This window comes from Nitrosopumilus sp. b1, from assembly GCF_014078545.1.
GTDB lineage: Archaea > Thermoproteota > Nitrososphaeria > Nitrososphaerales > Nitrosopumilaceae > PXYB01.
Genome location: NZ_MU078715.1, coordinates 1 through 17,346, shown reverse-complemented (window position 1 = coordinate 17,346; position 17,346 = coordinate 1). Strand labels below are relative to the sequence as shown.

The 17,346-nt window shown below is 37.6% G+C and carries 20 protein-coding genes, 2 tRNA genes and 1 pseudogene; 17 read left to right on the top strand and 6 right to left on the bottom strand.

Translation table 11 applies throughout. From position 1 onward, the window contains the following. Positions 1-7: 7 nt before the first annotated feature. A complete protein-coding gene (locus C6988_RS03115; protein ID WP_182133522.1) occupies positions 8-520 on the top strand; it encodes an acyl-CoA carboxylase biotin carboxyl carrier protein subunit in 513 nt (170 codons plus the stop codon). A 13-nt stretch (positions 521-533) separates the two neighbouring features. Here the strand turns inward: C6988_RS03115 and C6988_RS03110 are convergent, their stop codons facing one another. Then, entirely contained in the window at positions 534-1,004 is a 471-nt protein-coding gene (locus C6988_RS03110; protein ID WP_182133520.1) for a redoxin domain-containing protein, read from the bottom strand. A 160-nt stretch (positions 1,005-1,164) separates the two neighbouring features. Between C6988_RS03110 and C6988_RS03105 the strand changes: the two genes are divergently transcribed. The 11 genes from C6988_RS03105 to C6988_RS03055 are packed head-to-tail and all read left to right on the top strand — an operon-like array spanning position 1,165 to position 11,478. Beyond that, positions 1,165-1,497, top strand: coding sequence for an NADH-quinone oxidoreductase subunit A (locus C6988_RS03105; RefSeq protein WP_182133684.1), 333 nt, complete (start codon positions 1,165-1,167; stop codon positions 1,495-1,497). A 42-nt stretch (positions 1,498-1,539) separates the two neighbouring features. After that, positions 1,540-2,064, top strand: coding sequence for an NADH-quinone oxidoreductase subunit B (gene nuoB / locus C6988_RS03100; RefSeq protein ID WP_182133518.1), 525 nt, complete (start codon positions 1,540-1,542; stop codon positions 2,062-2,064). After that, positions 2,064-2,624 carry an NADH-quinone oxidoreductase subunit C gene (locus tag C6988_RS03095; RefSeq protein ID WP_182133515.1) on the top strand — a complete coding sequence of 187 codons (561 nt, stop codon included), beginning with the start codon at positions 2,064-2,066 and terminating at the stop codon, positions 2,622-2,624. Before nuoB ends, C6988_RS03095 begins: the two co-directional genes overlap by 1 nt. 2 nt (positions 2,625-2,626) lie before the next feature. After that, the gene (locus C6988_RS03090; RefSeq protein WP_182133513.1) at positions 2,627-3,760 is read left to right on the top strand and encodes an NADH-quinone oxidoreductase subunit D; all 1,134 of its coding nucleotides are present in this window, start codon (positions 2,627-2,629) and stop codon (positions 3,758-3,760) included. Further along, on the top strand, positions 3,761-5,062 hold the full coding sequence (locus C6988_RS03085; RefSeq protein ID WP_182133511.1) for a complex I subunit 1/NuoH family protein: 1,302 nt from the start codon (positions 3,761-3,763) through the stop codon (positions 5,060-5,062). After that, on the top strand, positions 5,062-5,559 hold the full coding sequence (locus tag C6988_RS03080) for an NADH-quinone oxidoreductase subunit I (RefSeq protein ID WP_182133509.1): 498 nt from the start codon (positions 5,062-5,064) through the stop codon (positions 5,557-5,559). Before C6988_RS03085 ends, C6988_RS03080 begins: the two co-directional genes overlap by 1 nt. Beyond that, a complete protein-coding gene (locus tag C6988_RS03075) occupies positions 5,552-6,064 on the top strand; it encodes an NADH-quinone oxidoreductase subunit J family protein (protein WP_182133507.1) in 513 nt (170 codons plus the stop codon). The genes C6988_RS03080 and C6988_RS03075 overlap by 8 nt, the downstream gene beginning before the upstream one ends. Continuing rightward, entirely contained in the window at positions 6,045-6,350 is a 306-nt protein-coding gene (gene nuoK, locus C6988_RS03070) for an NADH-quinone oxidoreductase subunit NuoK (RefSeq protein ID WP_182133505.1), read from the top strand. Before C6988_RS03075 ends, nuoK begins: the two co-directional genes overlap by 20 nt. Further along, positions 6,350-7,909 (top strand): complex I subunit 4 family protein, encoded by a 1,560-nt coding sequence (locus C6988_RS03065; RefSeq protein ID WP_182133503.1) that lies wholly within the window; start codon positions 6,350-6,352, stop codon positions 7,907-7,909. Before nuoK ends, C6988_RS03065 begins: the two co-directional genes overlap by 1 nt. 3 nt (positions 7,910-7,912) lie before the next feature. Beyond that, positions 7,913-9,982 carry an NADH-quinone oxidoreductase subunit 5 family protein gene (locus tag C6988_RS03060; RefSeq protein WP_182133501.1) on the top strand — a complete coding sequence of 690 codons (2,070 nt, stop codon included), beginning with the start codon at positions 7,913-7,915 and terminating at the stop codon, positions 9,980-9,982. An 11-nt stretch (positions 9,983-9,993) separates the two neighbouring features. Continuing rightward, complete coding sequence (locus tag C6988_RS03055; RefSeq protein WP_182133499.1) at positions 9,994-11,478, top strand: NADH-quinone oxidoreductase subunit N; 1,485 nt, start codon at positions 9,994-9,996, stop codon at positions 11,476-11,478. On the opposite strand, the gene C6988_RS03050 is transcribed toward C6988_RS03055, so the two are convergent. Both C6988_RS03050 and C6988_RS03045 read right to left on the bottom strand, forming a co-directional pair. Then, positions 11,468-12,319, bottom strand: coding sequence for a polyprenyl synthetase family protein (locus tag C6988_RS03050; RefSeq protein ID WP_182133497.1), 852 nt, complete (start codon positions 12,317-12,319; stop codon positions 11,468-11,470). The two genes, C6988_RS03055 and C6988_RS03050, sit on opposite strands and share 11 nt — an antisense overlap. A 43-nt stretch (positions 12,320-12,362) precedes the next feature. Further along, a tRNA-Glu gene (locus C6988_RS03045) sits at positions 12,363-12,456 on the bottom strand. Positions 12,457-12,537: 81 nt separating this feature from the next. Here C6988_RS03045 and C6988_RS03040 point away from each other — a divergent pair. Together C6988_RS03040 and C6988_RS03035 are read left to right on the top strand one after the other, a co-directional pair. Next, positions 12,538-13,173: a TenA family transcriptional regulator gene (locus tag C6988_RS03040; protein ID WP_182133495.1), complete on the top strand. Its 636-nt coding sequence runs from the start codon at positions 12,538-12,540 to the stop codon at positions 13,171-13,173. A gap of 44 nt (positions 13,174-13,217) precedes the next feature. After that, positions 13,218-13,291, top strand: a tRNA-Ile gene (locus C6988_RS03035). A 110-nt stretch (positions 13,292-13,401) separates the two neighbouring features. Here C6988_RS03035 and pyrE read toward each other — a convergent pair. Continuing rightward, complete coding sequence (gene pyrE / locus C6988_RS03030; protein ID WP_182133493.1) at positions 13,402-14,010, bottom strand: orotate phosphoribosyltransferase; 609 nt, start codon at positions 14,008-14,010, stop codon at positions 13,402-13,404. A gap of 50 nt (positions 14,011-14,060) precedes the next feature. On the opposite strand from pyrE, the gene C6988_RS03025 reads away from it, so the two are divergent. Beyond that, a complete protein-coding gene (locus C6988_RS03025) occupies positions 14,061-15,143 on the top strand; it encodes a nickel-dependent lactate racemase family protein (RefSeq protein WP_182133491.1) in 1,083 nt (360 codons plus the stop codon). On the opposite strand, the gene C6988_RS03020 is transcribed toward C6988_RS03025, so the two are convergent. Next, positions 15,135-16,235, bottom strand: a complete 1,101-nt coding sequence (locus C6988_RS03020; protein ID WP_182133489.1) for a site-2 protease family protein — start codon at positions 16,233-16,235, stop codon at positions 15,135-15,137. The two genes, C6988_RS03025 and C6988_RS03020, sit on opposite strands and share 9 nt — an antisense overlap. 74 nt (positions 16,236-16,309) lie before the next feature. Here C6988_RS03020 and rimI point away from each other — a divergent pair, with 74 nt between their 5' ends. Both rimI and C6988_RS03010 read left to right on the top strand, forming a co-directional pair. Then, the gene (gene rimI / locus C6988_RS03015) at positions 16,310-16,810 is read left to right on the top strand and encodes a ribosomal protein S18-alanine N-acetyltransferase (RefSeq protein ID WP_182133487.1); all 501 of its coding nucleotides are present in this window, start codon (positions 16,310-16,312) and stop codon (positions 16,808-16,810) included. Positions 16,811-16,848: 38 nt separating this feature from the next. Then, positions 16,849-17,070, top strand: a complete 222-nt coding sequence (locus C6988_RS03010) for a transcriptional regulator (protein WP_182133485.1) — start codon at positions 16,849-16,851, stop codon at positions 17,068-17,070. Here C6988_RS03010 and C6988_RS03005 read toward each other — a convergent pair. Further along, positions 17,067-17,346, bottom strand: a pseudogene (locus tag C6988_RS03005) (class I SAM-dependent methyltransferase family protein); the annotation flags it as partial. The gene C6988_RS03010 and the pseudogene C6988_RS03005 overlap by 4 nt on opposite strands.

The following is a 17,346-nucleotide window of genomic DNA, read 5'->3' as shown; positions in this document are numbered from 1 at the left end:
AGTAATGATGGAATTCAAAATTAAAGATATTGAACAAGTCTTCAACGGAGAAATTCTCCAAAATCACGGAAACAATGAATATACAATCAAAATTAACGGAGATGATAGAAATATCAAAATCTTGCAAATGAATTCTAAGGGAATAGAATTTGTTTTAGACCAACAATATCATACAGTAAAATATCTCCAAACCTCTACTGCAGAGCTTAACATGGTTGTTGATGGAGTACCAATGATAGTCAACAAACACATCAATTTGGATAAAATAGTTTACAAAAACTCTGGTGGTGCAGGAGCAGGTGACTCCAAATTAGCATTACACAGCCAAATTCCTGGCAAGGTAGTCTCAATTGCAGTTGAAGAAGGTGCTTCAGTGAAAAAGGGTGACACAATCTGCACTTTGGAATCAATGAAGATGCAAGTTGGCATAAAATCTCACAAGGATGGAGTTGTTAAATTAATCAAAGTAAAGAAAGGCAACTCTGTTGCAAAAAACGATGTTATCGCAGAAATCGAATAATAAAAAAGAAAAATTAGTTTGATTTTAGAAATTCTTTGATCTCTTTATAGTTTGGTTCCTTTAATGGATCTTCAGAAACCCACTTGTAACCAATGGTACCGTCTTCCATTACGATAAAGACAGAACGCTTTGCTGCATTGTAGTCTTTAATGTGAAGAAGATCTGGCATTAGAATGTCGTAATCTTTTATGGTCTTACTGGTATAGTCACCTAGCACTGGAAAGTTAATGTTATGTTGTTTTGCAAATGCTTTGTTTGCAAAAGGTCCATCGTTACTGATTGCTATTACCTGTGCACCAAGATTAGAAATTTCATTCCATGAATCTCTAAAAGTACACATTTCTGTCTCACATACTGGAGAACTTGCAGCTACAAAGAATGATAAAATGACTTTTTTCCCTTTGAATTCGTCAAGCTTTCTCATTTTTAGATCTGTATCTACAAGCTCAAAAGCTGGAGCCTTGTCACCTACATTGAGGGCCATATTTCAAAAACAGATCTAGTCATATTAAGGACTTTGCAAAAAATTTACTTAAAGAAAAAATTGCGATCCAAAAACCGAGCATAGCTTTTTATACCATCTTCAGGGTTTCAAAGCTACTTTGGTAGGGGAAGTAGCGGCTAACTATAGTACTATATTGATGATGTTTGGGTTTGCAGTAGCTGCAACAGCTCCAGCACTTTTAATTTCCAGAATGATTGCACCCCGAAGACTTAGCAATCCTGTAAAGTTTTTGCCAATGGAATGTGGTCAGGTTCCAAAGGGCGAAGGTCGTACTCATTTTATGATGCAATATTATGCATACATTCTCATGTTTGTCGTCTTTGATGTAATGGCAATCTTTCTTTACGCATGGGGAAGCACAATTCTGAATCTTCCAAAAACAGCCACTCTTCCAATTATTGGATTCTTAGCAATTATGTTTGCAGCAATGGCATTTGCACTGTATCAATCAGGGAGACGAAACATTTGGTAATCGCAAGTTATAATCCGAGTATAATGGAGGACAGGAAATAAAATGCTAAAAGATCTTGTGACTCCACAAACCGCTAATGTGTTTGTTGGCAAGTTGGGAGATATTTTAGAAAAGGCAATTGATCAACCTCTAGGTTATGCACTCAATTGGTCAAGAATTTGGTCATTATGGCCAGTTCACATCGAGACGGCCTGTTGCAGTGTAGAATTTGGTGCAGCATCAGGACCAAGATATGATGTTGAAAGATTTGGCATCATTGAAGCATTTGGTTCACTTAGACAATGTGATCTTGTTGTTGTACAAGGAACAATCACAAGAAAGATGGCTCCAAGACTGCGTCTTGTATATGATCAAATGCCAGAACCAAAGTATGTAATTGCAATGGGTGCATGTGCAATCACCGGAGGACTCTATTTTGATTCCTACAACGTACTTCCTGGCATAGACGGTGTGTTACCTGTAGATGTGTATGTTCCAGGATGTCCACCTAGACCTGAAACTCTTATACAAGGATGTATGCTCCTACAGGAGAAAATTAAGAGAATGAAGGCTAGGAAGACTGTCTAATGAGTACTGAAACAAAACCAGCTGCCGCTGATGAAAAAAAGGAAGTAGCAAAGAAAGAACCAGAGCTTCCAAAATTTGAAAAAGATATTGCTGATAAGATTACAAAAAAATTCAACGACAAGGCAGAAATTACTTTTGTAAAACCAAATAGAATTGGCGTCAAAGCAAGCAAAGAAAATGTTAAAGAAGTTGCACAGTTCATTCGCGATGAATTAAATTTTGATCATGCAGAATCTGTAAGCGGTGTAGATTATCCTGCTGATAAAGAAATAGAGGTTGTGTATCATCTGGGATCCTATACTGATCCTACTTTAGCAAAACAAATCTTAGCTCTATCTACAAGAGCTCCAAGAGAGGACAAACCAAGTCCTGGTAAGGATTCCACTAGATTACCAAGTCTTAGAGATATATTTTACAGTGTAGAATTTCATGAAAGAGAATGCTTTGAAATGTTAGGTGTTTTCTTTGAAGATCATCCAGATAATCGCAGATTGCTTCTCCCAGAAGATTGGGCAGATTTACCTCCATTAAGAAAGGACTTTAGAATAAAGGGAAGATAGAGATGAGTAAGCAATTACCTCCAGGCTTAGCAGTCGAAAGCGTAGATGAGAGAATTATGACTCTCAATGTTGGACCACAACATCCTGGTTCTGGCCACATGCGTTTGATAATCAAAATTGATGGTGACTATATCGTATCCTGTGATCCTGATCCTGGATATGTCCATAGAGGAGAAGAAAAGATGGCAGAGTATAGAAATTACATTACAAACATTCCTCATCTTGAAAGACCAGTAATTCATGATTCATGTAATGTGTTGTACCCATATTGTTTGGGCGTTGAGGATCTTTTAGGAATCGAAGTTCCAGAACGTGCAAAGTATGTTCGAGTTATTGCATCTGAGCTAAACCGATGTGTCTACACATTATACTGGTTGGCAATCTATGGAATATTCCTAGGACATTCTACTATGTTTATGTGGCCTGCAGGCGATCGTGAACTTTTAATCGACTTGCTTGAAAAAATGACAGGTGCTCGAGTTACACACGCATATTTTGTTCCAGGTGGTACAAGAAATGACTTGCCAGCAAACTTTGAAGATGTTTGTCTTAGACAGGTAAACTATTTTGAAAAGAGAATTCGTGAGTATGGTCCAATCTTTTATGATAATCCAATCTTAATTGCAAGAACACAGGATGCAGGAATTTTATCTCGTGAAGATGCTATTCGACTTGGAACAACCGGCTCTGTCTTACGTGCAAGCGGTGTTGACTTTGATATTAGAAAGAAAGAGCCATACGATGTATATGAAGAACTTGATTTTCAAACTAATGTACTCAAAGAAGGTGACTCTTATGCAAGATCAAAAGTTCCATGGCTTGACATGCTTGAGAGCTGTAGAATAATTCGTGATGCATTAGCTAAAATGCCAAAGTCCGGCTCTGTGCGTGTAAAACTGAAACCAAATCCAAAAGGCGGAGACGAGTCTGTTTACCGACGAGTAGAATCAGGGAGAGGCTCCCTTGGCTGTCACATTGTTTCAAATAACAAACCAGAACCATACCGATTAAAACTCAGTGTAGGTTCATTTAGAAATCTCATTTGTATGCCGTACCTCCTAAAAGGCGAAAAACTTGGTAACATGCCAGCAGTTTACTGGAGTTTGAACTATTGGCCAGTGGAGGCTGACCGATAAATGTCAATTATTGCACCAAAATTCCGACTGGGTTATTTTCTAAAGTACGTTCTTGATAACGTATTTTGGATAATTGTTCTACTAACTCTGGTTGGACTTCCTCTTGTTCAAATCATCCTGTTTTATGTTGATTTACCAATAGTTGATGGAGAACTTGTTAACCCCTTCTTGGCACTTACATGGCTAGCGGATCCGTCTCGTACTTTACCATTAATCAAAGCACTAATGTTTACAGACATTTTTAGAATTGCTGCATTTCCTGGATTTGGTTTTGCTGCACTATTAGCAGCTGGCACAATTTTTGTTGAAAGAAAGATGCTAGCAAAACTCCAGCTCAGAGTTGGACCATTTTACTGTGGAAAAGTCGAGGGAATATTACAATTAATGGCAGATGGGCTGAAGTTAATCTCAAAAGAAATTATCATTCCTGCAAAGTCCGATAAGCCAATCTTTATTGCAGCACCACTTTTGTTTGTGGGGGCAGCCGCTGCATTTGTTGCATTAATCCCAGTAGCTCCTGGAGGATGGGTTGTTGCAGATGTAGACATTGGTCTAATTGCAGTATTTGCAGTAATTGGTTTCTTCCCGATAATTACAATCTTATCTGCTTGGTCTGCAAACAGCAAGTTCCCATTCATTGGTGGAATTAGAGCGCTTCACCAAATGGTTTCATTTGAAATTCCATTAATCTTATCATTACTTGGCGTTGTTATTCTTACAGGAACTCTAAATCTTACAGAGATTATTGAATCACAGTCTTCATTCCCCTGGATTATCTTTTTACCAGTTGGGGCAATTGTATTTTTCATATGCGCTCTAGCTGAGCTAGAAAGAATTCCTTTTGATCTTCCAGAAGCAGAAAGTGAAATTGTTGCTGGATGGTTAACTGAATTTTCTGGTATGATGTATGGACTAGTTCAACTTGGTTCTTACTTGAAATTATATGCATTTGCTGCATTGTTTGTAGTAATCTTCCTAGGTGGATGGCATGGACCTATGATATGGCCTCCCTTCCCAGAAGAAATAATCACTGAGGGTATCACTGCAGGTCCAATCACTGCAAAGATTCCCGGATTACCAGTATTTTCACAAGAAATGCTTAATGGCGTTTTATGGTTTGTAATTAAAACAGTATCTGTAATCTTTTTCATATTGCTCCCAAGAGGTGTATTCCCAAGAATTAGAATTGACATGTTGTTGAAAATTGGTTGGTACAAATTAATTGGTCTTGCATTCGTTAACATCTTTATAGCACTCACCTTGCTTTATGCTGGAGTATTTGGTCCTGGGGGAATTTTGTAATGGGAACTGCTAGTGGAATTATCAAAGCACTGAATTCAGGAATAAAACACCTAGCTGTAAAGCGTTTCACACTAAGATACCCTGAACAAAAACTCAAGTTCGTAGGTGACGGTTATCAATTTGATCCAACTACGGGTGTTGGTATTGCAGGTCTCAAAGGAAGACACATGCTATTTCATGACCATTGTACTGGTTGCCAGCTCTGTTCTATAGCATGCGAAGGTGTTGCTGAAGCAATTGCAATGGTAAAAGTGCCAGAAGAATGGAAACAAAACAAAAAAGCAATCATGCCACAAATTGATTATGGAAAATGTGTATTCTGTGGATTGTGTGTTGATGCTTGTCCATTTTATGCATTATACATGACTAATGATTACGAGTTATCATCTTATTCCAAAGAGGGACTGATATACACACCAGCTCAACTACAGGTAAAACCTGATGTTCAACAAGATGCTGAAATAATAATTACTGATAGAGGTGCAACTCATGGCTGATGCTGCGTTTTTAGCATTATCTGTTCTGACAATTGGCTCTGCAATTGCAGCATTAGAATTAAGATCTTTAATTTATGGTTCAATTGCATTAATGGGTACACTAGGTGGTGTAGCTGGATTCTTTTTACTACTTGACTCACCATTTGTAGCAATGTTCCAACTTGCAGTTTATGTTGGCTCTATTGCAGTATTGATTTTGTTCACAGTCATGCTTGTGAGAAGAGAATTAATCTTCAAAAAGATTGAAGACCCAAGAAGAAAATTTGCTGGAATTGCATTAATGCTAGTCTTCATGACTGCATTAGGTGCTGTCATCATGGATTCTGGCATCAAGAGTATCACTACAGATGAACCACCAGTAGACTTTAGAGAGATTGGTACTGATTTTCTTACTTACTATTGGCCTGCACTTATTGCAATGGCATTAATCTTATCAGGTGCTGTAACGGGCGCATTGGTTTTAGCTAGACGGGAGGATATTTCAGATGAGCAACGAACTAATTGATTTTGTAATTGTCTCAATTGCTCTTTTGGGCATTGGTATCTATGGATTATCAGTAAAACGAAATGCTTTGAGAATGCTATTTGCAGTTGAGATTGTCATTAATGCTGCAAATCTCAACTTGGTAGCGTTTGCTAGATTCATGCCTCATAGCGGTGGACAAACTTTGGCATTGTTTTCAATTGCAATTGCCGCAGCAGAAGTAGCAGTAGGTTTGTCACTAATTATTGTAGCTTACAGAATGTACAAGAATGTCGACATTGCTGAATTTAGGAGCTTGAAGGGATAATGGAATTTGCATTAATGCAGGCAGTATTCTTGCCTCTATTACTCTCACCAGTAGCCTACATAATTGGTCGAAACGCCGGACCAAATGCAGCAACATGGTTTACCTTTGGAGTATTGCTTTACTGTACTGTCCTTGTAATTTTGACTGCTCTCAACGGAACATACGAAGAGCATTATCAGTGGACCGAACTATTTGGTGAATTTGGATTTGTCCTTGATGGCTTGGCATCACCATTTGCAATAATGATCTATGTTCTCAGTACAATATTGGCTTTGTACTCAAAACCATACATGGTTCACAAATTTAAAGAACAATTTGAAGAAAATAACAAAGAGGCTGCAGCTGAAGGCTCTGGACAGACAACAACACTAGTTGATTCTTCAGAATTAAACTCACATATCAACAAACAATCTGGAATCTACTTTGCACTATTTCTTGTATTTGCAATGGGAATGCTTGGAACAATCCTTGCAACAAACCTCATTGAATTTTACATCTTCTTTGAGGTAATGCTGATTCCTGGTTTCTTTTTGATTGCGTTTTGGGGTGATGGTCCAAGACGAAAAATAGCTTTAATGTTTCTATTCTGGACCCATGTTGGTGCAGTAGTTCTTCTTTTAGGATTTTTGATGATTGGTCTTTCCATTGGAAGCTTTGACTTTGCAGATATTCGTGAATCAGAAATTCCTCAAGATGTACTGTTATTGTCTGCAGTAGCAATAGCAATTGGACTTGGAGTAAAACTTGCAGCATTCATGTTCCATATTTGGTTACCATGGGTTCACGGAGCAGCTCCTACTCCAATCAGTGCTCTCTTATCGCCAGTAATGATTGGAATCGGCGCATATGGTATCTTTAGATTAATTGTTGAATTCCTGCCAATGACATTTGCAGATTTGGCAATCTGGTTCCACGTTTGGGGATTGGTTACAATGATCTATGGTGGCGCAATGGCATTAATGCAAGATGATCTCAAAAGATTATTTGCATATTCTAGCATCAGCCAGATGGGATATCTTCTCTTTGGAATCGGTTCCTACTCTGTTTTGGGAATGTCTGGAGCTGAGATGATGTACATTACACACGCATTAGGAAAAGGAATCCTCTTCATGACCGCTGGAATAATCATAGTAAAAGTTGGTACCCGAAGCATCTCAAAGTTAGGTGGACTTGCAGGCAAGATGCCAATCACTGCAGTATGTGCAGTGATTGGAGCCCTTACAATAATGGGTGTTCCACCAACAAGCGGATTCATGGGTGAGTGGATAATGTTCTATGGAGCACTAGAGACTGCAATTGAAGAAGGCTCTACATTACGATACGTAACATTTGGACTAGGTCTTGTTGCAACCGCCTTAACCATGTCTTACATTCTTTGGATGCTTAAACGCGTATTCTTTGGAAAACTACCTGAGAATCTTTCAAATGTAAAAGATGGAAGTTGGTACATGCTTGCACCAATGATGGTGTTAGCAGGATTTACAATTGTAGTTGGACTTTATCCTGACATCTTTTTGGAAACAATTGTTCCATACATGAGTGGAGTGTTGGGGGCTTAGAGTATGGCTGACATGATGGGATTTGATATTGGTCAGTATGCTGCTTGGCTAATCTGGATATTGCCATTTGCTGCAGCAATGATTATTCCAGGTGTAGGTAAAGGATCTAAACGAGCAACGGGTTATGTTGCTGTAGCATTTGCCCTAATGAGTGCATTATCTGCAGCATCTTTGCTTCCAATAGCATTAGAAGCTCATGAGGTACATGATCAGATTAACTGGATAAATGCAATTGGAATTAAAGCTGGAGTCTTAGCTGATCCGATAGCAATTATCATGTCCAATGTTGTAGGTTGGATATCTTTCCTTATCATGATTTACAGCACTGGTTACATGAAAGGCGACAAGGACATTGTAAGATTCTGGTTCTGGATGATGTTCTTTATTGGTTCAATGCAGCTAATCGTTCTTTCTGATAACTTGTTACAGGTATTCTTTGGTTGGGAAGGTGTAGGACTTGCATCATATGCATTGATCAGCTTCTGGTATCGTGATAAAAAGAAAGACTATGTTGGAAAAGAAGGACGTACTGTTCTAGGTTTACTTGATTACTATTCTCCAACTCATGCGGGTATGAAGGCTTTCATAATGACCAAAGTCGGTGACGTGATGATGGTTGCTGGAATGCTTTTGATATTTGCATTTGCTGGAACATTTGGATTTAGAGAATTACTTGAAGATACTACGTGGGCAACTACAATGTCTGCCCAAGGATTGCTTATTCCTGCAGCAGTGTTGCTTTTTGGTGGAGCAATAGGAAAATCAGCACAATTCCCACTAAATGAATGGCTACTTGAGGCAATGACTGGTCCTACTGCAGTTTCTGCCCTAATTCACGCAGCAACAATGGTAAAGGCAGGTGTATTCCTTGTGGCAAGACTAGGGCCATTATTCTTTGCATTAGGTGCAGCAGGAATTCTAGCAGACCAGTTCTTTGAAATTATTGCATGGGTTGGTGCAATTACTGCATTATTGCTTGCCACTCAAGGCATGGTCAATCCAGAAATTAAGAAAGTTCTTGCATACTCTACAGGTTCTCAAATAGGATATATGATGATGGCATTAGGTATTGCAGGTTTATCTGAACAATTTGTTGATGGTTATACTGCAGGATTTTTCCACTTGATATCTCATGCAATGTTTAAGGCTTCACTCTTCATGGCAGCCGGTTCGTTGCTGCATATTGTTGGCTCGCGATTTATGACCGATATGGGTGGTCTGCGAAAACACATGAAAAAGACTTATGCGTTTATGTGGGCAGCAGGACTTGGTCTGATGGGAGCCCCATTTATCACAACAGGTTTCTGGAGTAAAGATGCAATCTTTGCATCAGTGTATGAATCAGGAAACGAATGGGCATTACCAATATTTGCAATTGCCGTACTCACTGCTATCATTACAGCATTTTACACAACAAGAATGATTGGAATGGTCTTCTTTGGTCCAAAGAGCAAACACGTTGAAAAGATGGAATCCGAAGGACATCACATTCATGAAGCTCCATTGTCAATGTGGGTACCATATGGTATTCTTGCAGTCTTGACTATTGGAATAGGAATTATTGGATTGTCAGTAGAAGGTGGAATACACGAATTATTTGCAGAGTATTTGGAGCATTCATTTGGAATTCATTCCTTACATCATGCAGATGAGCATTCAATATTGCCTGAATTCCTACAGGGACTCAACCCCGTTGCATTGGGTGCATCATTAGTAGCATTTGCCATAGGAATTGGACTTGGATACATATTCTACATTGGTAGATGGGTTGATCCTGTCAAATTTGTAAACTCTAATCTCTTCTTCTATGGAATTCACAAAGTTATGTTAAACAGATGGTATCTTAATGCAATTATCTATTGGTGCTTTGTTGTAGCACCATTATGGCTAGCACGTGGTGTATTCCGCTACTTTGAGAAGACAGCCATTGACTATGGCATGAATGTAGGATTACAAAAGGCAGTAGGATGGGGAGCAAAAGTAGTTCAGGGAACTCAAACTGGTGTTGCACAATCATATCTATTCGTATTTGGAGCAGGACTACTCTTCGTAGTTCTGATATTGTTGATTTAGGTGATTAATGGATGATCGAAATTACTTCAACACCAATGATAATAATTGCAATACTTGGTACCATAGGCGTAATTCTTCCAGTAATTAGCATAGCTAGAAAAGAAAAAGGAAGCAATTCATTTTATGCTGTAATTGCATTTGGTGCCTTAATTGCATCAATTGGCTATGTCATCTATCAACTAGTCAGCGAGAAGACTCTCTCTGCGGCAATGTTCTCTTCAGGTGTTTTAGTTGATGACACATTTGGTGGTCTCTTTGCAATTGCAATGTTAATTGTAGCAATAATGACTACAGTTGGCTCTTTTAATTACATGAGAAAGCAGAGTCATTCTGCTGTTTACTATTCGCTGATTTTACTCTCAGCAATTGGTATGGTTCTTGTTGCTTATTCAACCGACCTGGTAATGTTATTTGTTGCATGGGAGCTAATGAGCATTCCAACATACATTTTAGCAGGATTTATGAAAAAGAACCCAAGCTCAAACGAAGCTGCACTCAAGTACTTTTTGTTTGGTGCTTTATCATCAGCAATAATCGTTTACGGTATATCTTTGGCTTATGGAATCACTGGTTCCACTAACATCAGCGAGGTAATGCAAGGATTTGCTACAGTAGATCCAGAATTGCTACCTCTTGCATTACTTGCTATAGGTATGTTCATAGCAGGATTTGGATTCAAGATGGGATTAGTTCCCTTCCACATGTGGCTGCCAGATACATACGAAGGAGCACCTCCAACAATTACTGCATTACTTGCAGCAGGTACAAAGAAGGCTGGATTTGCCGCAGCGATTCGAGTAATTGTGATGGGAACTGTAGCATTAAATCTTGATTGGACTCTTGCACTTGGAATCATCGCAGTAATGACAATGACTATAGGAAACATTGCTGCTGTAATGCAAAAGAATCTTACAAGAATGCTTGCATATTCCAGTATTGCTCATGCAGGCTACATTTTGATTGGATTGGCAGTTGCACCGTTCTCACAGATAGGACTTTCTGGCTCTTTATTCCATATTCTTAATCATTCTGTTATGAAAGGTGCTGCGTTTATTGCAGTTGCAGGAATTGTTACGACTCTTGCTGTAACCCATTTGGATAAGATCAAAGGACTTGGTAGAAGAATGCCTATCACATCATTGGGTCTTGTGATCTCACTATTTGCACTTGCAGGTGTTCCACCATTAAATGGATTTTGGAGTAAACTAATGTTATTTGGCTCTGCACTAGATGCCGGTACAGTTGTATGGTGGGCCCCATGGTTAGCTATAGCTGGAGTGCTAAACAGTGCACTATCTTTGGCATACTATGGTTGGATAATGAGAAAGATGTACTTTGAGGGTGAGACACAAAAGAGAGTCAAAGAACCAAAGTCAATCATTGCAGTAATGATATTCTCAATAATATTCATGGTTGGAATTGGTGTCTATCCAGATCCAATAATCAACTTTGCAGAAAGTGCTGCCCCATCACTAAGCTTAGGTATTACGCCTTAAAACTAGTGAATGCAATTAGTTGCTCAAGATTACTCTTTGCATCATTATCTGGAATCTTTCTTAATCCTACTCTAGCTTTCTCAGAATAACTTTTTAGCAAATCTTCCATCCGATTAAAAACATCTCTAGGATCGTGACTCTTTTTAATTAACAAATTAAATAATTTGTCTTCGTTCTTCCAATCAAGTAAATCATCTCTTATTTGATAAGCGATTCCAATATTCTTTCCATATTCTGTTAGTGCTTCTATTTCTTCTTCAGAACCTTTTCCTATGATGGCGCCAATTCTAGCCGCTACCTCAAATGCAGTAGCTGTTTTGTATTCTATCACCTTTAGATAATCATCAAAGGTTACATCTTCGCTTGCTTCTAGCTGACCCTCAATCATTTCGCCCTCACTCATCAACATTGCAGTGGTGGCAAGATCTTTTGTTATTCTTGGATTGTTAATTTTTGATGAAATGTTAAGAATTAATCCTAAAACAAAATCGCCTGTAAGAATACTGGTGTTGTATCCATATTTTATGTGGAATGGATCTTTTTGTCTTCTTAGGGTCTCATCATCAATGATGTCATCGTGAATGACGGATTCGGTATGGAGGAATTCGACTGCACATGAAGCAGTATAGGTATTTTCATCAACTGTTCCTACACTTTCTGCAGCCAAAACCAAAATTATTGGCCTAATTCTCTTGCCGCCATGAATTGAGTATTTTAATGGTTCTATGAACTCTGATTCGCTATAGAGATTCAATTCAGCTTCTAGAACTTCATCAATTTTCTTGATATAACGACCATAAGTTTCCAGAAGAGGATTAATTTCTATATTTTTTCTATCCAAATACAGCTCTATTCAAAATTCTTTTCAATTACTAATTAAATCTTGGTGCTCCCGCCGGGATTTCCATCAAATGATTTTGGACCCGGGATCACCGCCTTGAAAGGGCGGTATGCTTGACCGGACTACACCACAGGAGCACGTTTGCATCGGGTCATTCTTTATTTAAAATCCTTTGGAAACGAAAAAGACTTTTTTAACGGAGAATTTGGATATGAGATATGAATCAACTAATTCAAAAAATTGATGAAAAGATAGAAGAAAGAAGTTTACTAAAACACCCATTTTACCAAATGTGGTCAGGTGGAAAATTAAGTATAGAATCACTTACTGGATATTCAAAAGAATATTTTCAACTAGTAAAAGAAGTCCCAAATTTCATGACACCAATTATACGTCAAGCACCTGATTCACTTGTTGCTGAGCTTTCTGCTAACCAAAAAGAAGAATCCGAACACATCAAACCCTGGATAGAATTTGCAGGTTCTCTAGGAGTTGCAAAAAATGAATTGCAACAATATAATGGATTGGAAAAAACTAGACAAGCTGTTTCACAATTATCATCTCTGATGAATTCATTTGAAAGTGGCGCATGTGCAATGTATGCTTTTGAAAAAGAAATTCCAAAAATCAGTCAAACAAAATTAGACGGATTGGCAGAATTTTATGGAATTACAAGCGCTCAAGCAATAGAATACTTTAAACTTCATACAGAAGCAGATATCCGACACGCAGCATCATGGAGAAATATCTTAGAGAATTCAACAACTGATCAAGAAAAGTTACTACAAATTGCAGACAAATCAATATCTGCACAAAATTTGTTGCTTGATAGTTGTTATGAAGCATATTGTTAAATCTCTATAACATTTTATACCAAGGATAAAACCTCATTTGCGTGGGGCCCGTAACTCAGCTTGGTAGAGTAACCGGCTCATAACCGGTGAGCCAAGGGATCGAAGCCCTTCGGGCCCATGTTTTTTCAATTAGTTTTAAAAATGACTCATAGGTAATTTGTACGGCCGCAATGAAGAATCAGAGTTATATCTGAATCATGATGTGAAGGCATTTGACTGAGCTGCCAATCAATTTGTTCCTGTCTGCATTTTTACCTTATCTAAAATTTCTTCCGAAATCATTTTTTGCTCATAAAGAATTTTAGTGATTTCCATAATGTCTGTTAATTGATGCATTTTAACTCCTTCATCACGTAAAGCCTCTGTGGCGCCTTCCATTCTATTAATAATTACATATGTATCTGAAATCTCTAATCCTTCTTGTTTTAATGATTTAATTCCATTTATCACAGAACCACCAGTAGTGGCAACATCATCAATCATCAATACTTTCATACCTTTCTCAAAATATCCTTCAACAGATTTTGAAGTACCATAATCCTTAGGTTTGGTTCTTACATAGATTAACGGTTTTACTGTCTCAATAGCTAATGCAGACGCAATAATTAATCCTCCAGTTGGGACTGAAACAAGAGAATCAAAATTCTCCAAACCTATTTTTTCTATTATTTGATTTTGGAGATATTTGACCATCTTTCTGAATTGATGAGGGAAACTTGGAACTACTCTCAAATCAATATAGTATGAGCTCTTTTTTCCACTGGCTAGGGTAAAATCTCCAAACTTGATCGAGCCTTTTTGGAACAAAAATGTTGCAAACTCTTTTACAAATTCCATACCAAAATTAACTACACTGGATTTATTTTGGTTTGTTTTTTCAATGTATTATGCCTGAAATCTGGTTAAATTATGGAATTACTGATGTCGTTTTGGACATCAGGGCAGAGAATTTAGAAGAAAATATTGATTCTGATGGCAAAATACTTGAAGATACTCAGATAGCTGAAAAATTAAATTCGTTAGACACAACTAAACCAATTGAGTTAGTGGTGTTGCACCACTCAAAAGCAGTTCAAAAAATCATCTCCATCTTGTTTTCTTCTTGTGAGCAAAAATCAAGACCTATTCCAAGAATATTATCTGATAGAAAAATCCTAAATCTTGTTAAACAAGGTCTTCCAGAAGGCAGCGTCATATCCGAATTTGAAGAATCAAACTTGACTAACTCAAATTTGGTATTTCTAAGTGAGTTAGAAATGGATGGACTATTTGGATTTGAAACAATTGCGACTAAATTGCTCAAACGATTTGGAACTGAAAACATGCTTTCAGCATATGCTAAAAGAAAGGGTAATCTACCTACTCCCTGTCAGGCAACTGATAGTCTAGAGGAAGCAAAAAAATTTGTTGATAACTTTGAGATCATAGGAATTGAGATACTGGCAAACTCAAAGGGAATAGTTGACATTGCAGTTGGACATCCCTCATCAACTATTTCTCTGACGAAAACCTTTGAATCCATTGCAATCAAGGATGTGGGAAAACACAAGACTATGTTTATCAGCACTGGAAAAGACGCAAGTAACGACACCCTTGGAAAATCTTTAAACTCTTTATGGAATTGTAGTGACGCCATTAAGGATAATGGATTGGCAGTTCTTGTAGCAGAGTGTAAGATGGGGATTGGTTCTGATGCTATTCAGCAATATATTGAGGATAGGCTGAGTTTAGATCAAATTCGGAATCCGTCAAAATACATCAATGGAATGGAGGATCTACTATTTCTAAATGAAACTCAAAAAAGATTTCAGGTTGCATTAGTTTCCATACTTCCTGAGTTTTATGCAAAGAAGCTTAACATGATTTCACTTTCTGGAATTAAACATGGAATGGATTATGTTCTAAAAACTCAGGGTGCAAGACAAAAGGTAGTAGTTGTGTCTGATGGTGCACGACTCCTATTAAGATAATATTCCATTTGGTATAGGAGCACAAAATATTGCCAATATTACAATTATAACATACGCAATTTTTCTATTTCTTGTTAGTGGGGTAACCTCTTCTAAAATTTGTGCGCTAGGATTCCTAGAACTTAGAATTAAAATGAACATTGCCATAAACCAATATCCTAGTAACACAAGCACTCCCATACTTGCATATGTTGCATATCTGTGCCATTTTTCTTTTAGCAAAGTTCTTGCCATATGTCCACCATCTAACTGCCATGCGGGCAGCAAATTAAGAAACGTGATAAGAAATCCAATCCATGCTGCAAAAAGCACTGGCGTCATGAGTACTTCATGAGTGTCTCCCCCCTTGCCAAACAACGCCAATGCTCCTGTCATAAAGAGTGGCTCTCCTTGACTCCATTCGATTAATCTTGCATCCTCGAACAATTGTTCTGCAATTACACTGTCAATCAATGGTGCTGTATAGGCACCATAAATTGTGACAATGATTGTTATGACTAGTCCAGCAATTGGCCCTGCAATTGCAACATCAAATAAAATCTCTCGATTAATTGTAAGGCCTTTTGATTGAATCACTGCACCAAAAGTAGGGATAAAACCTAAAACTGGAATTCCTGGAATAAAGTAAGGCCACGTTGTTTTTAGCTTGTGCAATCTAGCTGCAACTAGATGACCTAATTCATGAATTCCTAAAATTCCTAAAAGTGATAGGGTGTAAATTCCTGCCATTTCAATAGGATCTCCAATATTGATAATGGAATTTGCCCCAGCAGTCCTATAGTATCCATCTATCATTACAAAACTTACTACTACTGCAAAGAGAATTCTTGGCATCCACGATGATGATAACCACTTTCTCTTTTTTTTCGGGGGCATTCTCCGAACAATTACGTACATACCATCATCACCTGATTCTATCTTGCCAATCAAATTCATAGATTCAAGTTTCAATGCAAGATCAAGGAATCGCTCTTTAAGATCGGAATATTGATTAATCTTAAATCCCAAGGCGTCTAGTCCTTGCTCAAATTCGATAACATCAAATTTTGAGGAGACTAAATCTACAACCTCTTCTATAGTTGGCTCACTCATAATTATGCCACATTTTCTACACATTAATGGCTTTACTACTTTAAAATTAAATAACTGACACTAGAAGTATCGACATGCAAGTAATTTTACGTCAGATTGGAGAATGCAGCGTAAGACGAGCAGAACCTCGAGATCTTATTCCTGTGATGGAAATTAATCTCAAAACATTACCGGAACATTATTCAGATTATTTTTACGAAAGCCTACTTGCAGAGCTTCCAGAAGCATTCCTTGTAGCTGAAATTTCCGGAAAAATAGTTGGCTATATCATGTGTAAAACAGAGTATGGATTTTCAAATTTTAAAAAATTAGGTTTTGTCAAAAAAGGACATGTTGTATCTATTGCAGTCTTGCATGAACATAGAAGAAAGGGAATAGGAAATGCCCTTGTTGAAGAATCTATGAATGGTGTCAAATCCAAAAAATGTGATGAACTCTATCTTGAGGTTAGATGTAGTAACAATGAAGCAGTAACTTTGTATGAAAAACTAGGGTTCTTTATCAAACAGCGTCTGAAATCTTACTATAGAGATGGGGAAGACGCATACATGATGGCCATAGAATTCAACTACTAGTTCAAAACAATAATTAACTAACAAAATTTTTCAACCGCATGGATAAAAGGAAAACAACTGGAATTCTGATATTTGTCTCTTGTATAGGAGGTTTTTTCCTTTATGCATATCTATTGATGTTATCTGAATGGAGTCCTATAGTTTTACAACTTTCTGTATTAATGATTGCAGGCGGTGTCCTAGGTGTGATTTCCTGGATCGGATACACTATGGCAACAACAAAGCCATCTCCATCATCAATTGCATCTGATGATGATTAATTTTTGTAAATTCGTGCATCAACTACGGTTTGATAGAATCTAGGTCCGACTGCTCTGACAATTTTTGAATTTAGTATGTCTGCTTTTAATGGACACACCTTAAGAAAATGCTCTTCTGAAAGTTTTGAAGCTCCAGCTTTTGTTTCACTATGAATGTGAGAATAATAATGAATAATACCTCTATCTTTTGTTACAGAAATAGCTGTATCTAAAAATTCATCTGATCTTTCTGGCAACAACATTAATGTCCTATCTGCCTTTTCTTCAAGATTATTT